Below are 17,181 nucleotides of genomic sequence, written 5' to 3' on the forward strand. Positions count from 1 at the left end.
TTTTTACTTTAAAGTAGTTTTGCAAGGTTCAGGATTGACTATCATTAAACTGGGTCGGCAGGCTTTTAAATCAAAGTATTCAATTATATGTTATATCATTTGATTAAAGTAATTTAGGGTAAGCAATAGCTGTATCTACACTTTTAAATACCTTACGCTACCTTGGCAACCTGCTGCCCAATAATCTGGTTAAGTTGGTGTGCCGGCACAACGCCTGATTGGCGCCACAGAATACGGCCCTGGTGAAATAAGATTAACGTGGGAATGCCCTGAATGCCATATTGCTGCGACACGGCCTGGTTATGATCAACGTTAATTTTAATTATTTTTAATTTACCGGCTTGAGTTTTCGCTACTTGTTCAATAATAGGAGCCATTGTTTTACAAGGGCCGCACCAATCGGCGTAAAAATCTACTAAAACCGGCATGCCGGGTGCATTAATTAATTCTTGAAACGACTTTTTAGCCATAATTTTGTTAATGCTTAAGGTTTACAATAGAAAATAGTAAATTCTTCTATAACTTGTTTCTTTTACTGAATCCGGAGTTAATTGGTTAAGGAGATAGTTCTATAATCCAGTGCGTTTATTTAATTGAGGTGGTTGTTGAAGCAGATAAATTTTAGACGTAAAATTTATACCTATGAAAAAAATAATTTTAATAACCGCGGCTATATTAGCAAGCTTGCTTACTTTTTATTTCTTTTCGGCGGCAGAAACCAATGAAGTGGCTCAAGGAAATAAATCTAAAGTTACGGTAGTGTACCTGGTTCGCCACGCCGAAAAGGACACCGCCAACCCTGACGAGAAAGACCCTGATTTAACGCCCAATGGTTATGCACGGGCCAAAGCCCTGCAACGTTACCTGCAAAATACCCCGATAGATGTTTTTTTAGCCACACCCTACAAGCGAACGCGGCTTACCTTAGAACCAACAGCAGCTGGTCGAGAAATAAGTACCTACCAGGCGCACGGCTATAAGGCCTTGCAGCAATTGATTAAACAAAAATATGCTGGTAAAACAATTTTAGTAGCCGGCCATAGCAATACCCTCCTGGATATAATCGAAACTTTAGGGGCACTTCCACCGGTAACAACCATTGCTGATTCTAAATACGATTATATTTTTAAAGTAACTCTTCGCCCGGGCAAAAAACCAAAAGTAGAAACCGCTACCTATGGTACTCCCACCACTTAACCAGCCAGGTTAAAATTTAAAAAGTATTCATGCTGTATTTAAGTAGAAAAGTTCTGGATGAAAAATAAACTTGTAGGGCTGCTAAAGAATAAAGAAAATTTAAGTGGTAACTATTTGGTGGTAAGTTATATACATGCTGATAAAAAAAGCAGGAGTGTTTTCTTCTCCTGCTTTTTTATCAAGTCTTATCCAGACTAATTTAACCGGAAATTTTTTAAATTCTTTGGGATAAGCGGATTAGAATCCATTATTAAGGCTTGTTGTACCATTAAGGTAATGATAAGTACAATAGCTATTTGCAGGTTGCTTAAAATACGAGCACTACCCGTAGTCGCTTCCGAATCCTGAACCAGTTCTTCGCCTACTTTTACCTGAATATCGCTGAGCATTACTAATTCTTTGTGGATTTGCGTAAATATTCCGGCAATTTCATTTTCAGCAAATTGGGGAATTCCTGTTTGCGCAGCATTCACTAAGAGTTGTATTTCTAAAGCATTGTACCGGTTTAATTTTTCTTTAAAATTCTGGAAAGTTTTACTTTCTTCATCCACTAAATAAGTGGTTTCAAACTTCTTAATTAAAGAGTTAATCTGATTGGTGTACGAAGCCAGTTCTTTTTGAGCAGCTTTTTTATTGGCTAACGAAGGCTGAACAAGGTATTTCTCCAGAATCAGCCGTTTATTATACATTAAATCGTTAATATGAAAAAGTTCGGCTGCCGGAATTAATCGATCGTTATAAATGGAAGAAACCGACGTATTTATATCTTTCATTAATCTTTTCTCTAAAAAACTACTGCCCAGAATAATCGCCACCACTACCATTAACAACAGCGCCGGTTTTGCTTTTTGATGAATTTTATATAGGAATTGCATGGCTATTTTATTAAATAAAAAATAATTTACTAAATAAATCTGGCATTTCCATTTTTAACCGAAATAAGTGAGTCAGAAATATTTAGCCAATCTGCTTTATAATAAGAACGGCCATTCAGAAAATTAATTATAATGAATCAGTTAAGGTAAGAATTACTCCCAGGTATGAAATTAAACAGCTTTTAATTATTGATTCGAAACTGAGAGCAAGGGCTGCTTGGAACAAATTCTTGATAATAAAGGCAGTGATTTTACTTTAAGGATTAAAATAGCGGCAAATGGAACAAACAATAGTTTAGGAGAGCAACTAGTAATTTCCTAGAAACATAGTAAGTAAGCGGACAAAATTGGTTTACTAAATTGGATGCCGAAATTGTTGTAATATTAAATTGAATAGTTGCTACTTACTTATACAAGCGTCTAAAATCTACTAGCTTTATACTTATGTCTCTTTTCGTTACCGGAAAATATATATCATTTAGAAGAATAGCCGGAAACAGCAATAATAATAGCCCCAATTGCCATTAGTCCTGCTCCTAAAATGACGGGCCAATCTACTTTTTCTTTTAAAAAGATAACAGCAAATACAATGGCGAACACCAACGATAATCTTTCCAAAGGCGAAACGCGCGAAGCATCGCCCATCTTGAGGGCATAAAAAGCCAATAATGAGGAAATGCAAGTTAAGAGACCAGCTAAACCTAAAAATACCCAGGTGCGTCGCTCAATTTGGCCTACGTCCGAAATATTGCCTTGCCAGGTTACCACTCCCCACGACACCAATAAAATAATAATTGCTTGTATGGCAAAAACTAAATTAGAATCTACATTTTTAATAGCTGCTTTAGATAAAGTAACTACTATAGCAGAAGTAAAAGCTGCCAGCAAAGAAAAGAGAATCCACATAAGCTACGTTTAAATTAAGCGAGGTTATACCTTAATCTTAGGTATAACCCAGTTAAAAAATTCCAAAAGAAAGCGAGTTTCTTCTAACGGCACTTAAATTGGTAAGTTGTACTTTTACCAGCCTAGGTAAGTAAATAATGATTAGTGTACTGCTGGAAGTAAAGCAAATAGATTCTTGAAGGAACTTTTATAAATTAGTAATCGGATGACCATTCACTTCTGGGCTGTACTTAGCTTGCTCGGGCTAGGTATGTTAATGAGCGTAATAGCTGGTAAATTAACAATTTTTGGGGCAATTACCGGTGGCTTACTGGGAATGGCCATTTACCTGGGGGCGGGTTATACCGGTATTTTTATGCTTGGCTTGTTTTTTATTTTAGGAACGGCAGCCACTTCCTGGAAACAGCCCTACAAACAAAATTTAGGCTTGGCCGAAATAAACAAAGGCCGCCGCACGGCGGGCCAAGCCTTTGCTAATGCGGGAGTAGCAGCTATTCTGGGCCTATTAGCGTTTTTCTTTCCGGCAAAAGCCGATTTGTTCCGGGTTATGCTGGCAGCTGGTTTTGCTTCGGCCACTTCCGATACGCTCTCCTCGGAATTAGGTAACGTGTACGGACGCCGGTTTTATCATATTCTTACCTGGCAGAAAGGAGTACGCGGTTTAAACGGGGTAATTAGCCTGGAAGGTACCAGCTTTGGAATGATGGGCAGTGCGTTAATAGGGTTTTTGTTCGGGCTTGGCTTTGGCTGGAGTTGGGCCATAGTAATTATTATAATTGCTGGAATTTTAGGTAATTTTTTTGATTCTGTTTTAGGGGCAGCGCTGGAAAATAAAGGCTATCTCTCGAACGATGCTGTTAATTTACTAAATACCTTGTTTGCTGCTTTAATCGCCGGAACTCTTTATCTGGTAATAAATTAAAAGCTCCGTTTACCTCTTTCGTACATCACCCAAAAATCAGCTTTTCTGCGTGGGCACCTTTGCTATACCCGCCTAAGCTAAACTTTACTGCTCCCTAATCTGTTTTACCTAAGTTGTGTGTGATTAGGGATATACCCTGTCTGTAATTAAACGTTTAAGTACTCCTATACGGAATTTGTTTTATCATTTAATAAAAATATTATGAATACCACTCAGCCTAAAAAGCTATCGGATATACCCCTTTCTGTTTTGGACTTAGTGCCCATTTTAGCCGGAAAAACACCCGCTGATTCTTTCCGAACCAGCCTGGATTTAGCGCAGCAAGTAGAGCGCCTGGGCTATAAACGTTATTGGATGGCCGAACACCATAACATGGTAGGAATTGCCAGTTCGGCCACTGCTGTTTTAATCGGGTACATTGCCGGCGGTACGTCCACAATCCGGGTAGGTTCCGGTGGAATTATGTTACCTAATCACGCACCTTTAGTGGTGGCAGAGCAATTTGGAACGTTGGCTTCGCTTTACCCCGAACGGATTGATTTAGGGCTTGGCCGGGCTCCTGGTTCCGACCAATTAACGGCTATGGCCCTACGCAGGAGTCTGCAAGGTTCGGTTAATGATTTCCCGGAAAACGTAGAAGAAATAATAACTTATTTCTCATCCGAAAATTCTACTTCGCCGGTACGGGCCATTCCGGGCGAGGGCTTGAACATACCCGTCTGGATTTTAGGGTCGAGTACATTTGGGGCACAACTTGCCGGTATTTTAGGATTGCCTTATGCCTTTGCCAGTCATTTTGCACCCACTTATTTGCAAGCTGCTTTAAAAGTTTACCGCGAAAGTTTCCGGCCTTCCGAGTCGTTAAAAGAGCCTTACGTAATGGTGGCCGCTAACGCCATAGTAGCCGACACGGAAAACGTAGCCCATCGCTTAGCTACCAGTTTATTTGCTTCTTTTTTAAATGTAATCCGGGGTAAATCGCAGCCCTTACAGCCACCGGTAGAAAACCTGGAAGACTTTTGGAACGAGGCAGAAGAATACTCGGTACAGCAAATGCTCCGTTATACTTTCATTGGTAATCCGCAGCAGGTAAAAGAAAATCTGCAAGCTTTTATGGATAGCACGCAAGCCGACGAACTGATTATTTCCTCGCATATTTACGACCACCCGGCCCGGGTGCGTTCTTACCAATTAATTGCAGAAATGCGTCAGACTCCGGAACCGGTTAAGTTTGAAACCACCGTGTAAAAGCCAATATTTTTAAAATTCTGAAGTGTTATTTTATAACCAGGTATTCTGAGAGGCATCTTTTCGGAGTACCTGGTTTTATTTTTACCCTACATTACTTTTCTGAAAAAAGCCGACAAACGCTCCCAACTTATATATTTGCAAAAACAACCTTTCGGCTATGACACCAGAAGCACACTTTGAAAAATTAGGTTTAGAGTTACCACCTGCTCCGAAACCTTTGGGGGTATACAAACCCTTATTGTTAGATGGCAAATATTGTTACGTGTCCGGCCATGGCACGGTACAATCTGATGGCTCCCTTATTATCGGTCGTATTGGTCAGGACATGACACCCGAAGAAGGCAAATTAGCAGCCCGGCAAGTAGGTTTAGCTATTTTAGCCACTCTAAAAGCTAATTTAGGCAGCTTAAACCGGGTAAAAAGAGTAATAAAAGTACTCGGAATGGTTAATTGCGTATCTAACTTTGAAAAGCACCCCTTTATTATTAATGGTTGCAGCGAGTTGTTTGCCCAGGTTTGGGGCGAAGAAAATGGTATTGGTGTGAGAAGTGCAGTGGGTATGGGTTCTTTGCCCGATAACATTCCGGTAGAAATTGAAGCTTTATTTGAGCTTATCTAGTTATAGAATAACTGTTCACGATAGGTTTAAATTAAAAAGAAGGAAGATTTTTCTTTGTTTAAAGAAAGATATTAAAATCAGCCCATTTATTTTCTAAGGCTACCAACCAAAACAGATAACAATACCCTAATAGTTATGCGTGAAACAGAGGTTCTTCCCTGGTACAGTATCTCCAACATAGATGCAATAGATACCCCCGCACTAATTGTATTTCCGGAGCGAGTAAAACAAAACATTCAGTTGCTAACTTCTATGGTGTCGGGAGTTGAATGGTTGCGGCCGCACGTAAAAACCCATAAAATGGCCGAGGTAAGTGAGCTTTTATTGGAAGCCGGTATTACAAAATTTAAATGCGCTACCATAGCCGAAGCCGAAATGCTGGGGCAAGCGGGCGCACCGGACGTATTACTGGCTTACCAACCCGTCGGACCTAAAATAGAACGCTTGTTGCAATTAGTCCAAAAATACCCTAATACAGCTTTTTCCTGCATTGTTGATAACTTACCCATTGCCCAAAGTATTGCTGCTACTTTTGCCGAAGAAAATTTAACCTTACCCATTTTTTTAGATTTAAATGTGGGCATGAACCGTACAGGAATTGTGCCCGGCCCGGAAGCAATGGCTTTATACCGGGCATGTTACGAGTTAAAGGGAATAAAGCCCGTTGGTTTACATGCATACGACGGTCACTTGCGCGATCCGGACCTAAACCTACGAAAAACTACCTGTGATGCTGCTTTTGCTCCGGTTTCGGCCTTAGCAGATGAAATTGCGGCGGCTGGTTATCCGGCGCCCATAATGGTTGCAGGTGGTTCGCCTACTTTTCCTATCCATGCCCAGCGGCCCGGAGTCGAGTGTAGTCCTGGTACTTTTGTTTTCTGGGATTATGGCTATAGTTCTGTTTTAACGGAGCAACCATTTCAATTTGCCGCCGTGGTAGTTACCCGGGTTATTTCTAAAATAGATGCGCAAACGCTCTGCCTCGATTTAGGGCATAAAGCCATAGCGGCCGAGAATCCATTACCCCGGGTTATATTCTTAAATGCCCCCGATGCGCAGCCTATTTCCCAAAGCGAAGAACACCTGGTGGTAAAAGTAAAGCCAGAAAGCTCTTACCTGGTAGGCGATGTAGTTTACGGAATACCCGTACACATTTGTCCGACTTGTGCCCTTTACGATAAAGCCTATGTAGCCGAAGAAAATACTATTCAAACCAGTTGGGCCGTAGTTTCGCGAAACCGGTTTATTTCGGTCTGAATTTATTAGGTTGTAGGTTTTACGTTTTAAGTTATACGTTTACCTAAGTCACATAATGGCGCGAATTTACGATTTACTTCCGTGACTTTCATAAAGAAACAAGGCAAAGGACTAACGGAACCGCATTCCCAAGTACTTGAACAAGTATAGTGGGCCATACAAAATCAGTAGCTAAGCGCAACTGACACCAGTTTGGCTATGGAGAGCCTTCTAAGGTTCTGGTTCTGCGGAGCAGAATTCCGACGTTAGGAGGAAAGGAAGCTTAGACCAGCCCGAAAGAGCCAAACGAGGCCCGCCGGCCAGGAGGCAAACTTAGACCCTTGAACTGCATCAGCACCATCACCTGGAAACTTGAAAAGGCTTCAACAATAAGCAATACTAAAAGATAAAACATTAAAATACATGTTCACTATTGATGCCCACCTCGACCTTGCCATGAACGCCCTGGAATGGAACCGGGATTTACGCCAACCAGTACTAAACATCAGAGCGCGCGAAAAACATAAAACCGATTTTCCAGACCGGGGAAAAGGTACCGTTGCTTTTCCTGAACTTCGGCAGGGAAACGTGGGATTAGTAGTAGCTACCCAAATTGGCCGTTACGTAGCCCCGGATAATCCTCTACCAGGCTGGCACTCACCGGAACAGGCCTGGGCGCAAACGCAGGGGCAACTCGCCTGGTACAGCAGCCTGGAAGAAGTGGGAGAGTTGAGAGCCATAACCGATAAAGCTACTCTGGAAAATCACCTGCAGCAATGGTTGAATCCGGCCGCGAAACCAGAAAATTTACCTATAGGGTATATTTTAAGCTTAGAAGGAGCAGATTCGTTGGTTACCATTGGGCACCTGGAAAGAGCCTGGCAAAATGGATTACGGGCTGTTGGACCAGCACACTACGGTCCGGGTCGTTATGCCAACGGCACCGATGCTACTGGTCATTTAAATTCTCAGGGCAAAGAGCTAATCCGCGAAATGGAACGGCTCAACATAATTTTAGATGCTACCCACTTGTGCGACGATGCTTTTTGGGATGCTTTAGATATTTTCCATGGTCCGGTATGGGCCAGTCATAATAATTGCCGGAGCCTCGTTAACCATAACCGGCAATTCAGCGATGAACAATTAAAAGAATTAATAAACCGGAGAGCAGTAATTGGGGGAGCTTTTGATGCCTGGATGCTAGTACCTAACTGGAAACGAGGCGAATCTACTCCCCAAGGAATGAATTGTTCTATTGAAACAGTAATCGACCACTTAGATCATATATGCCAATTAGCGGGTAATGCCCGGCACATTGGTATTGGTTCGGATCTTGACGGTGCTTTTGGTAAAGAGCAAAGTCCGTATGATTTAGAGACTATTGCCGATTTACAGAAAATTCCTGATTTATTAGCCCAGCGCGGTTATACGGCAGAAGATATTCAAAACGTGATGCATGGCAACTGGCTGCGCTTTTTACGTAAGGCCTGGGCCTGATTTTTATATGGTATTTTAGCAATATCCCTCTAAAATTAGCTGGTTTATTGCACTAGTAGTATTTAAATCTTGTGAAATAGGTTATATTTCCGAAGTATACTTCTAAATTCTTATGAGTACCACCAAACAACTTCAGCGGTCGTTGGGCCTGCAATTAGTAATTGTAGTCGTAATTGGCAATATAATCGGGTCCGGAGTTTACAAAAAAGTAGCACCTATGGCTGCGGAACTACATTCGTCGGGTTGGATACTTGTTTGTTGGCTATTAGGGGGTATTATTACTTTATTCGGAGCCCTAAGTAACGCGGAAGTAGCCGGATTACTGGCCGATACCGGAGGCGAGTATTCTTACTACAAAAAAATATACAACCGGTTTTTTGCTTTTATTTTTGGTTGGTCTTTGTTCACTGTTATCCAAACGGCTTCTATTTCGTCGTTGGCTTATGTTTTTGCCCAATCGCTGAGTAGTTTAGTGGCTTTACCGCCCTTATTGCCGGGTTTAGCAGATTTTAATTTAGGTGGTGTTTTTTACCCCTTCGCCGATTTCAATGTAAAGTGTTTAGCCATTGTGCTTATATTATTGCTTACCTGGCTTAATACCCGGGGTATTAAAACCGGAGCTAACGTGAGTACGGGTATATTAATTTTGGTTTTTACGGGCATTTTTACCATTATACTTTTTGGAATAAGCAGCAATACCGCTCAACTAGCCCAACCTTTTCAGATGAGTACTACTACCGGCGAGGCTATTACCATTAGCAGCATTTTTACGGCCATGTTATCGGCATTTTGGGCTTACCAAGGCTGGGCTTCTATTGGCTACGTAGGCGGCGAAATAAAAGAAGCTAACCGGAATATTCCCCGCGGCATTGCCATTGGCGTTTTAATTATTATTGCCCTGTATTTCTTGGTAAATGCTACTTATTTGTCGGTTTTATCTATTCCGGAGCTAGAGCAAGTGCACGGGGCGGGCAACCAGATTGCCGCCGTAGAGGCCGTGCGAAGTTTCTGGGGTAGTAAAGGAGCTGTATTTATTTCCATTTTAATTCTGGTAACTACACTGGGTTGTACCAATGCTACTATTTTAACCAGTTGCCGTACCTATTTTGCGATGGCCCGTGAAGGCTTGTTTTTTAAACCAGTAGCTAGTTTAAATGACGTAAATACGCCGGCCAATTCTTTGTGGTACCAAGGCGTCTGGGCTTGTTTGCTGGTTCTTTCCGGCTCCTTCGATCAGTTAACAGATATGATTATTTTTGCCGTTTTTATTTACTACGGAGCAACTACTTTGGGCGTATTTATTTTACGCAAAAAAATGCCGGATGCGCATCGTCCTTACCGAGTATGGGGTTACCCGGTAGTGCCCGCCTTTATGATTCTTTTCTGTGCCTTGCTGGTAATCAACACTTTTTTTAACCGCCCCCGCGAAGCAGCTATTGGTTTGATTCTGATGCTAACCGGCGTACCTTTGTATTGGTGGTTTACCCGGCAAAAAGCCAGGCAACATGAAAAAGCAAATGCGTAAATGCAGGTACAATCCTTCTTAATCTATTCTGAATGAGGGTACATATAACCAGCAAAGTAGTTTAAACGAGTTGATTCAACTGCTCAGTATTTAATCAGAAGCTATTGAACGAGAATAGCTAATTTTTATTCAATTCTACTATTCGGCATTTACTAATTTATTTTTTATCGGAATACTAAAATGAACTTAATGGAATCTAATTCAATTAAGCTCATTTTAATAAGTGAATTTTGCATTAATTTAATATTACACTAATCAAATAGAAGATCTATTACTACACAGCGTAATTTATACCGGTAAAAGTAGTTTCTTAAAGCATAGAAATAGTAAAATATTACTTAATTGCCATCCGTATAGAACTTAATCTATCTAAATCCGGTTTAATCCGCATTGTTACTATTACATTTATTTAAGCCAGAATCTAAAGCATGTATTATACAGTTTATTTAAGTACCGCGGCGCAGTTAATGAGCGATGAAGAGTTGAAAAAAATTCTGTTGGTGAGCAATGCTAATAATCGTGATTTAGGTGTTACGGGAATGTTACTTTACCACGAAGGCAGTATTGTGCAGGTTATAGAGGGAGAGGAGCAAACCATAAAAAAACTTTACGCTAAAATTGCTAATGACCCCCGGCATAGAGGTATTATTAAGTTAAGCGAAGGAAAACTGGACCAGCGTAACTTTCCGGAATGGTCAATGGGCTTTAGAACCGTATCGGCTCCGGAGTTTGCTCAAGTAACTGGTTACCAAAATGTAAATGATAAATCCCTTTTGAAACCATCACCTGACCAGCCGGACCACAACGTACTTATTATTTTAAGAACCTTCTATCATACTAATATCGTACGTTTTTAGCCATGCGTATTGCAAAGTAGCAGAACCAAAGCGAACTGCTACTTTGCAAATAACTTCAACACCAGTTTCACTTACGTCACGGAAAAACTGGTTACTCTAATAAATATAGTAAATTTAGTAGGTTACAGCTGTTTTTGGTCTTCTTAAAGCATCTATGCTCCAAACCCCGGCTCCGTGCGCGGCAATGTAGAGGAATAAAAAGCAAAATAAAACGGCCAACTCACCTTGATTCAGGATGGGTAACGAACCTTTGGGAGCATGCGCCATAAAATAGGCAGCGGCCATTTCGCCACTCGCAATAAAGGCAGCGATACTGGCGAATAATCCGAAAGCAATTAACAAACCACCCACCAATTCTATTACTCCCGCTACCCCCATCATAGAGGCTAAAGGCATTCCGGCCTGGTCACCGGGTATTCCTAATAACTTCTGGCTGCCGTGCATTGCAAACAATAAGCCCGCTACAATCCGTAATAAGGCGTAAAAATAAGGTGCATACTTTCCTAAAATTGATTCCATAACTTTATTTTTGGTTAATTGGTTAAGTAATAAGTAAAGTATTAATGCAATGCAATTAGGTAATAAAGCACTCGTATCGAGCTACCAGATACAAGGTTTATTTCTATTTAATTAATAGGAGCAGGAGCGAAATAAGTTTAAATACAAAAATGATAGTATTGTTTAAAAAGAGTATTTTCTATCTATGCGTATAGAAACTTTTTTGCCAAACTATCCTCTGTTTTTATATCTCACTTATTAGGGTAATAAGTTAATACTTTTATATCGTTTATAGAGATTTTGTTTACCCAATTATAATAATTTATTTAAAACTATAAGGTATTTATACTCAAATATTTTAATACATCATTAAGATAGCATTTATTCATTTATAAGATTTATGGTAAATGGTAAATGGTATTTGCTAATTGCTATTTAGTAAATGTATATGCCCACCAGATTAAAACGCCTTGCAGCGGTAATCGCAGCCATGTAAGCCACCACCCGGCCTGATGGAGTTGCGTATACTGCAAAGCCATTTGAATATTAGCTGGAAATACGGCAATTAATAAAGCAATTAATAGCCAGGCAGCTAAAGGCCGGGTTTGGCCAGGAATTAATAAAAAACCAAATACTACTTCACAAACGCCGCTGGCAAAAATTAAAAATTCCGGATAAGGCAGCCAAGGTGGCATAATGGCCAGGTACATTTTGGGGCGCCAAAAATGAACAATTCCGGCACCTACGTAAAGTAACACCATTAAGTAAAGCGATAAATTTTTCATAGTGCTATGTACGGTAACTTTCTAATCTTTAGTTAAATTGATTTTATGGATTTTACCAGCGGGGCACATCCTTTAGAAAATAAACTTCTAAATCTACCCACTATGAAAATCCCTTACTCCCTTCCGCTTAAACTTAGTACTCTTTTAGTGGCCGGAGCTGCGCTTTCCGCGGTAATAATGATGGTAACCTTAAACCTCCTGCGACCCGCTGAGAGAATTATTTATCTGGTAACCCTTGTTCCACTAATTTTGCCCTTAGGGTACGTCTTTTTCTGGCAGCGCCGCGAGAAAAAACAACAACAGCACTCACCGCACATTCTAGCATTCTGGCAAGGAGTTATAAGTTATGCTTTAGCCTTTGATATAGTAAGTTTTGGCTGGAAGAAAGTTTTTGGCTTACAATTCAGGCCGGTGCCTTTATCTATTGCCGATATTCCTACTGGTGAGCAAGTACCTTCGTGGTTGATGTGGCATTTTTATGGTTACTCGCATACGTTTGGGATGATTGTGGCAAGTGCTCAAATTATTGGTTCCTTCCTGCTGCTATTCCGACGAACCCGCTTGCTTGGAACAATAATACTGCTACCGGTTATGGTTAACATTTTATTCATCAATTATTTTTACCAATTAGGAATTGGGCCTTTGTACCAGTCTATTGTTCTAGCTTTTGGGTTGGTGTATTTACTTTTAGCAGAGTATCCGCGATTAGTAACTTTTTTCTTTAATGCTCAGGAATCCTTACCCGCCATTTCTTTGGGAAGTAATAAAATAAAAAATGCTGTCCGCCTACTCATAATGGTGCTGGCCTTTGGCTATATCTACTTGTTTTATCTAAGAAGCCAGGCAGCCCGCGAATCGGAATTATATGGCGTGTACGACGTGAAAAGCCTGCGTATTAATAAACAACTCACCTCTTTAAAAGCCATGGGGCAAGATTCTATCCTTAACCGGGTGTATTTCGACGATGGCAATGCTTGTATTTTGCAGTTTAATAGCCACAAACGCCGACTCTTCGGACATTACGACTACGATCCTCAGCGTAAAACCTTTAAAAGTGTATTTAATTTTATAAGTGATCCGACCGGTGACTACATGCCCCGCCGTAAAACTGACACCTTGCAAGCTATTGTAACCCGTTTCGATTCGGGCAAGGCAATTTCTATCGCAGGTTTCATGGGCCAAGATTCTTTGCAATTGGTATTACAAAAAGTACGGTAGCTTTAGATATATTCTTAGAAAAAGTGACTGCTTTAAATTAAAGGATTGTGATGAGTGTAGCCTGATTTAAGTTTTGAGACCTGAAATAAGGTAAGGGTACTTTCTTAAGGGGTATTTCGAAATTATCGAGTTAACCAATCAATGTTGACTTAATTAAAAAAGGTTCTTCTACAAACTCAATACTTTAATCCTATAATTTTAGTAAAAACGGGAAGAATAGCAACTCTATTCTTCCCGTTTAGCATTAAGCCTTAAATGTTGTTGAACTGAGTTTTTGAATTGGTTACTGGAGTAGTAATTTTTGCCACTCGGCATGGCGGCGGATATAAGCTGAAACAGCAGGGAAGGAGGCAATTACTTTATAATTATTCTCTTGGGCGTATTGCAATCCCGTTTTAATTAACTCGTTGGCTACTCCTTGATTGCGCAAATCCTCGTCCACGTAGGTATGCGCAAAGTCAATCACGTTTTCACGGGGCAACGAATACGCGAGTTCCCCACCCTGGCCGTCAATATCAACGGTAAATTCCTGATCTTCGGTATTATGTTTTACTTGGATGTCTGTCATGGTACTAGGTAATTATATATTTGCCTTGTTAGTACCTACTTAAAAATAAAAAGTTTTACCGTAGAATAGAAAAGCATAAAATGGAAGGTATAAATCTATTCAGCAGGGATAGTTTGTGAATTAAGTAATATTATCAGTAAAGGTAAAATTAAGGCTAAAGCTAACCAAAACCAGCGCGTTATCTGGTGCTTGTGCTTCCGCGGAACCAGGTTGTTTAAAACCAGCATAGCTCCAATAATAACGGCCAGGTAAATTAAAATAAAATACACCACCGAAACCCACCGGGGTACAATTGTCGGGTCTTTAGTATCTTGGGTAAAAGGCTGATCAAACAAAAGATATTGTAAGCCAAAATACAAAGCACTCTCGAAGGCAATAAAGTAAATTAATTGCAGCAGGTTCTCGAACAAAAAAGAAAAAAGCTTTTTCAAACAAAAGGAGTTGAGCCGCTAAGATAATAAGGTTTTTAGTAAAAAGTGGTTTTGAACAAGTGCATTGTGGTAAATGATTTATGGCCAGGATAGAGATAAAAATTTGCCCAGCCTTCCGGCTTTTAACCAAGATTAAAAGTCAGGCAAAAACGGTTACTCTAACCTTTTGTTTAACTCTTGCTGATACTTCTCTCTTACTAATACTTCGTCAATCAGGCCATATTCCTTGGCTTCATCGGCTTTTAACCAGTAGTCGCGGTCGGAGGCATCGTGGATTTCCTGGTACGATTTACCAGTGTGTGAAGCAATAATTTCGTAGAGTTCCTGCCTCATTTTTAATATTTGCCGGGCTGAAATTTCTATGTCCGAAGCGGGGCCTTGTGCCCCGCTGGAAGGCTGGTGCATCATAATGCGCGCGTGTGGCAACGCCGAGCGCTTATTTTTAGCCCCGCCACACAATAAAACCGAACCCATAGAAGCAGCCAAACCGGTACAAATAGTTGCTACGTCCGGTCGGATGTACTGCATGGTATCGTAAATACCTAAGCCCGCATATACCGACCCACCCGGACTATTAATGTAGAGCAAAATATCTTTTTTAGCGTCTACCGATTCCAGGAAGAGCATTTGGGCAACTATAATATTGGCAATATTATCATCTACCGCCGTACCTAGAAACACAATGCGATCAGCCATTAAGCGCGAAAATACATCTACTTCCCGGAAATTTACCGGTCTTTCTTCAATAACCGAACGGGTCATATTTTCCATGGTTTGCACGTACTGGTCCACGGCCAGGCCGTTTAAAGACATACCCCGCACAGCAAACTGGCGGAATTCTTTTTTGTTATAATCTGCCGGATACATAAGCTTATTTTTTAGTTAGAAGTGAATAAAAAAGACATAAAAATTCTGCTCCAGCCCAAAAGGCCAGGTTAATAAAATGAATAAATATTTACTTATAATTATTAGAAGATTAGAGAAAGGAGAAAGCCAAAGCGCCGGCTTATTCTTATATTATTTAGTAAATTTTACCAGGAATAGCTGCCAGATAAATAGAATACTTTAAGAAAATAGGCGTTGGTGAATAGTTTGTAACTCTTTGCGCAATTGCTCCCGTCCGGCTACCCGCAAAGCTTGATACGCCAGTTTTTGTTGTGCCAAACTGCGTTGCCAATCCTGGTCCCATAGCAGCTGGATTTCTAAGTCAACGGTTTGCTCTTCCGGAAGACTATTCTTTAAGAAATCTTCGAGCCGTTTTATCTCTTCCAGTTCTGGCCGCATTTTTTCTAAGTTGTTGGTTGTACGTTTTAAGTTTAGAGCTTTGATGATTGATGCTATTATTCGGAGGTTAAAATCAAAATAGATGATTACCTAAAGTGCTGAATGGTAAATGCTGCCAGTGATTTTCGAAGGCGTTCCAAACATTTAAATTTTTGCACGCTGGCACTGTGTACCGTGCGATATTGATGCTGTTTGGCTATGGCCGGTATAGATTGACCAAAGTAATAAAAAGCCAGTAACATATCCCGGCACTTTTGGCCAAGTTGCTCCACATAATTTACTAATTCCAACGTAGATGAGCCTGTTTCGGCGGGTATATCATCTGCTAGGTCCGTTTTTTCTATTACTAACGCTTCCTGCCGCTGGCGTTTTTCTAATTCACGACGCCACAGGTTTTTGCAAACGCCCATTATATAAGTAGTTACCAAGGCCGTTAGAGTAAGTTCTTCCAGCATTATTTTTTCGTAAAAAAGAATTATAGCCTCTTGCAGCAAATCCTGTGCGTCGTCGGGGGTGCCGCCTTGTTGTTTTACATAATGCAGTACCATGGGGTAAGCCCGGGCGTAAATTTTAGTAAGCGTTTTTTCCCGGTTAGCTACTAGCTGTTGTTGCCAATCGGCAATCATTACGGGGTGGGATATCGTCTGCATACGCTTTTTTATGGTTTATCCGGATTTTAGTAAAATATCACCCTTATTTCTAGTAAAATTTACAAAAAAAATTATTCCGATATTTTATAAGTGGATTACCTAAGAAGCTGTTTCGTATAACAGATAAAAGCAGAAAATTTCGCCCCTTTATGATATGCTATCCACCAATCATAGCCTTCACTCAAATACTTGCTGGTGCAAACACCCAATAAGTGCTTTAAATAAGTAAACTTTAAAACTCTAAATAGGTGCTACATCTAAACTAATAGATTTTAAATTAAAGAGATGTTTGTTGATTTAAAATTGGGCTAAACCTTTATTTTAGGATAAATACCTTTACAAATGCTTATTAACTAAAATGCTGATCTACGATTTCGAGCAAAGCTTTTTTGGTAAGAGGTTTGTTTATAATTCCCGCAATATTGGCTTTTTTTACCTTATCCATGTCGCGTGGGTTAAGAGAAGTAGTTAACATAATAATTACAACAGATTGCTTCTGGTCAAAATTTAGTTCTTGGTAAGCCGCCAAAAACTCGAACCCATCCATAATGGGCATGTTAATATCTAATAAAATAAGGGTTGGACAACTTTGACCAGGACAGTTTTCTGAAATCACTTTTAGAGCTTCTGCGCCATTTCGGGAGATCAGTAATTTATCTGTTAACGACAGCCTGGTAAAAAGCAGTTCGTTTAGGTAATTGGCAGTTTCATCATCATCCACCAGTAAGGTGCAGGCAATTTTATTCATATTCGGAAAAGGTTTTAAAACAATTACTGTTATTTTTATTTAAGTAACCGGCCAAAATTTAGGAACTATACTAGATGCCGGGATTAATGTAAAATACCTAATGATAATCAAAGG

General features: G+C 40.2%; 20 protein-coding genes. 9 read left to right on the plus strand and 11 right to left on the minus strand.

Annotated elements, in window-relative coordinates; all coding sequences use genetic code 11:
- Positions 1–152: 152 nt before the first annotated feature.
- Positions 153–470 carry a thioredoxin gene (trxA, locus tag HUW48_RS07015; protein ID WP_182415001.1) on the minus strand — a complete coding sequence of 106 codons (318 nt, stop codon included), beginning with the start codon at positions 468–470 and terminating at the stop codon, positions 153–155.
- Positions 471–642: 172 nt separating this feature from the next.
- Here trxA and HUW48_RS07020 point away from each other — a divergent pair, with 172 nt between their 5' ends.
- Positions 643–1,197, plus strand: a complete 555-nt coding sequence (locus HUW48_RS07020; RefSeq protein WP_182415002.1) for a histidine phosphatase family protein — start codon at positions 643–645, stop codon at positions 1,195–1,197.
- A 194-nt stretch (positions 1,198–1,391) separates the two neighbouring features.
- Here HUW48_RS07020 and HUW48_RS07025 read toward each other — a convergent pair whose 3' ends face one another.
- Both HUW48_RS07025 and HUW48_RS07030 read right to left on the minus strand, forming a co-directional pair.
- Complete coding sequence (locus HUW48_RS07025; RefSeq protein ID WP_182415003.1) at positions 1,392–2,072, minus strand: MCP four helix bundle domain-containing protein; 681 nt, start codon at positions 2,070–2,072, stop codon at positions 1,392–1,394.
- A gap of 474 nt (positions 2,073–2,546) precedes the next feature.
- Entirely contained in the window at positions 2,547–2,978 is a 432-nt protein-coding gene (locus HUW48_RS07030; protein ID WP_182415004.1) for an EamA family transporter, read from the minus strand.
- Between the two features lie 205 nt (positions 2,979–3,183).
- On the opposite strand from HUW48_RS07030, the gene HUW48_RS07035 reads away from it, so the two are divergent.
- The 7 genes from HUW48_RS07035 to HUW48_RS07065 all read left to right on the plus strand — a co-directional run bounded on the left by HUW48_RS07035 (position 3,184) and on the right by HUW48_RS07065 (position 10,885).
- Positions 3,184–3,900: a DUF92 domain-containing protein gene (locus tag HUW48_RS07035; protein WP_182415005.1), complete on the plus strand. Its 717-nt coding sequence runs from the start codon at positions 3,184–3,186 to the stop codon at positions 3,898–3,900.
- A gap of 201 nt (positions 3,901–4,101) precedes the next feature.
- A complete protein-coding gene (locus tag HUW48_RS07040; RefSeq protein ID WP_182415006.1) occupies positions 4,102–5,148 on the plus strand; it encodes an LLM class flavin-dependent oxidoreductase in 1,047 nt (348 codons plus the stop codon).
- Positions 5,149–5,308: 160 nt separating this feature from the next.
- On the plus strand, positions 5,309–5,770 hold the full coding sequence (locus HUW48_RS07045) for a RidA family protein (RefSeq protein WP_182415007.1): 462 nt from the start codon (positions 5,309–5,311) through the stop codon (positions 5,768–5,770).
- A 135-nt stretch (positions 5,771–5,905) separates the two neighbouring features.
- The gene (locus HUW48_RS07050; protein ID WP_182415008.1) at positions 5,906–7,027 is read left to right on the plus strand and encodes a D-TA family PLP-dependent enzyme; all 1,122 of its coding nucleotides are present in this window, start codon (positions 5,906–5,908) and stop codon (positions 7,025–7,027) included.
- A gap of 402 nt (positions 7,028–7,429) precedes the next feature.
- Complete coding sequence (locus HUW48_RS07055; protein ID WP_182415009.1) at positions 7,430–8,503, plus strand: dipeptidase; 1,074 nt, start codon at positions 7,430–7,432, stop codon at positions 8,501–8,503.
- A gap of 112 nt (positions 8,504–8,615) precedes the next feature.
- The gene (locus tag HUW48_RS07060; RefSeq protein WP_182415010.1) at positions 8,616–10,028 is read left to right on the plus strand and encodes an APC family permease; all 1,413 of its coding nucleotides are present in this window, start codon (positions 8,616–8,618) and stop codon (positions 10,026–10,028) included.
- A gap of 428 nt (positions 10,029–10,456) precedes the next feature.
- Positions 10,457–10,885: a BLUF domain-containing protein gene (locus HUW48_RS07065; protein ID WP_182415011.1), complete on the plus strand. Its 429-nt coding sequence runs from the start codon at positions 10,457–10,459 to the stop codon at positions 10,883–10,885.
- A 114-nt stretch (positions 10,886–10,999) separates the two neighbouring features.
- Here the strand turns inward: HUW48_RS07065 and HUW48_RS07070 are convergent, their stop codons facing one another.
- Both HUW48_RS07070 and HUW48_RS07075 read right to left on the minus strand, forming a co-directional pair.
- A complete protein-coding gene (locus HUW48_RS07070) occupies positions 11,000–11,404 on the minus strand; it encodes a DoxX family protein (RefSeq protein ID WP_182415012.1) in 405 nt (134 codons plus the stop codon).
- Positions 11,405–11,814: 410 nt separating this feature from the next.
- Positions 11,815–12,168, minus strand: coding sequence for a DoxX family protein (locus HUW48_RS07075; protein ID WP_182415013.1), 354 nt, complete (start codon positions 12,166–12,168; stop codon positions 11,815–11,817).
- Positions 12,169–12,270: 102 nt separating this feature from the next.
- Here HUW48_RS07075 and HUW48_RS07080 point away from each other — a divergent pair, with 102 nt between their 5' ends.
- Complete coding sequence (locus HUW48_RS07080; protein ID WP_182415014.1) at positions 12,271–13,386, plus strand: hypothetical protein; 1,116 nt, start codon at positions 12,271–12,273, stop codon at positions 13,384–13,386.
- Positions 13,387–13,669: 283 nt separating this feature from the next.
- Here the strand turns inward: HUW48_RS07080 and HUW48_RS07085 are convergent, their stop codons facing one another.
- The 6 genes from HUW48_RS07085 to HUW48_RS07110 all read right to left on the minus strand — a co-directional run bounded on the left by HUW48_RS07085 (position 13,670) and on the right by HUW48_RS07110 (position 17,067).
- Positions 13,670–13,954 carry a GNAT family N-acetyltransferase gene (locus HUW48_RS07085; protein WP_182415015.1) on the minus strand — a complete coding sequence of 95 codons (285 nt, stop codon included), beginning with the start codon at positions 13,952–13,954 and terminating at the stop codon, positions 13,670–13,672.
- A gap of 95 nt (positions 13,955–14,049) precedes the next feature.
- Complete coding sequence (locus HUW48_RS07090; protein WP_182415016.1) at positions 14,050–14,385, minus strand: hypothetical protein; 336 nt, start codon at positions 14,383–14,385, stop codon at positions 14,050–14,052.
- Positions 14,386–14,538: 153 nt separating this feature from the next.
- A complete protein-coding gene (locus HUW48_RS07095; RefSeq protein ID WP_182415017.1) occupies positions 14,539–15,252 on the minus strand; it encodes a ClpP family protease in 714 nt (237 codons plus the stop codon).
- A 198-nt stretch (positions 15,253–15,450) separates the two neighbouring features.
- Positions 15,451–15,669, minus strand: coding sequence for a hypothetical protein (locus tag HUW48_RS07100; RefSeq protein WP_182415018.1), 219 nt, complete (start codon positions 15,667–15,669; stop codon positions 15,451–15,453).
- 86 nt (positions 15,670–15,755) lie between these two features.
- Positions 15,756–16,319: an RNA polymerase sigma factor gene (locus HUW48_RS07105; protein ID WP_246343759.1), complete on the minus strand. Its 564-nt coding sequence runs from the start codon at positions 16,317–16,319 to the stop codon at positions 15,756–15,758.
- A 349-nt stretch (positions 16,320–16,668) separates the two neighbouring features.
- The gene (locus HUW48_RS07110) at positions 16,669–17,067 is read right to left on the minus strand and encodes a response regulator (protein ID WP_182415019.1); all 399 of its coding nucleotides are present in this window, start codon (positions 17,065–17,067) and stop codon (positions 16,669–16,671) included.
- Positions 17,068–17,181 lie beyond the last annotated feature (114 nt).

The organism is Adhaeribacter radiodurans, from assembly GCF_014075995.1.
Classification (GTDB): Bacteria; Bacteroidota; Bacteroidia; order Cytophagales; family Hymenobacteraceae; genus Adhaeribacter; species Adhaeribacter radiodurans.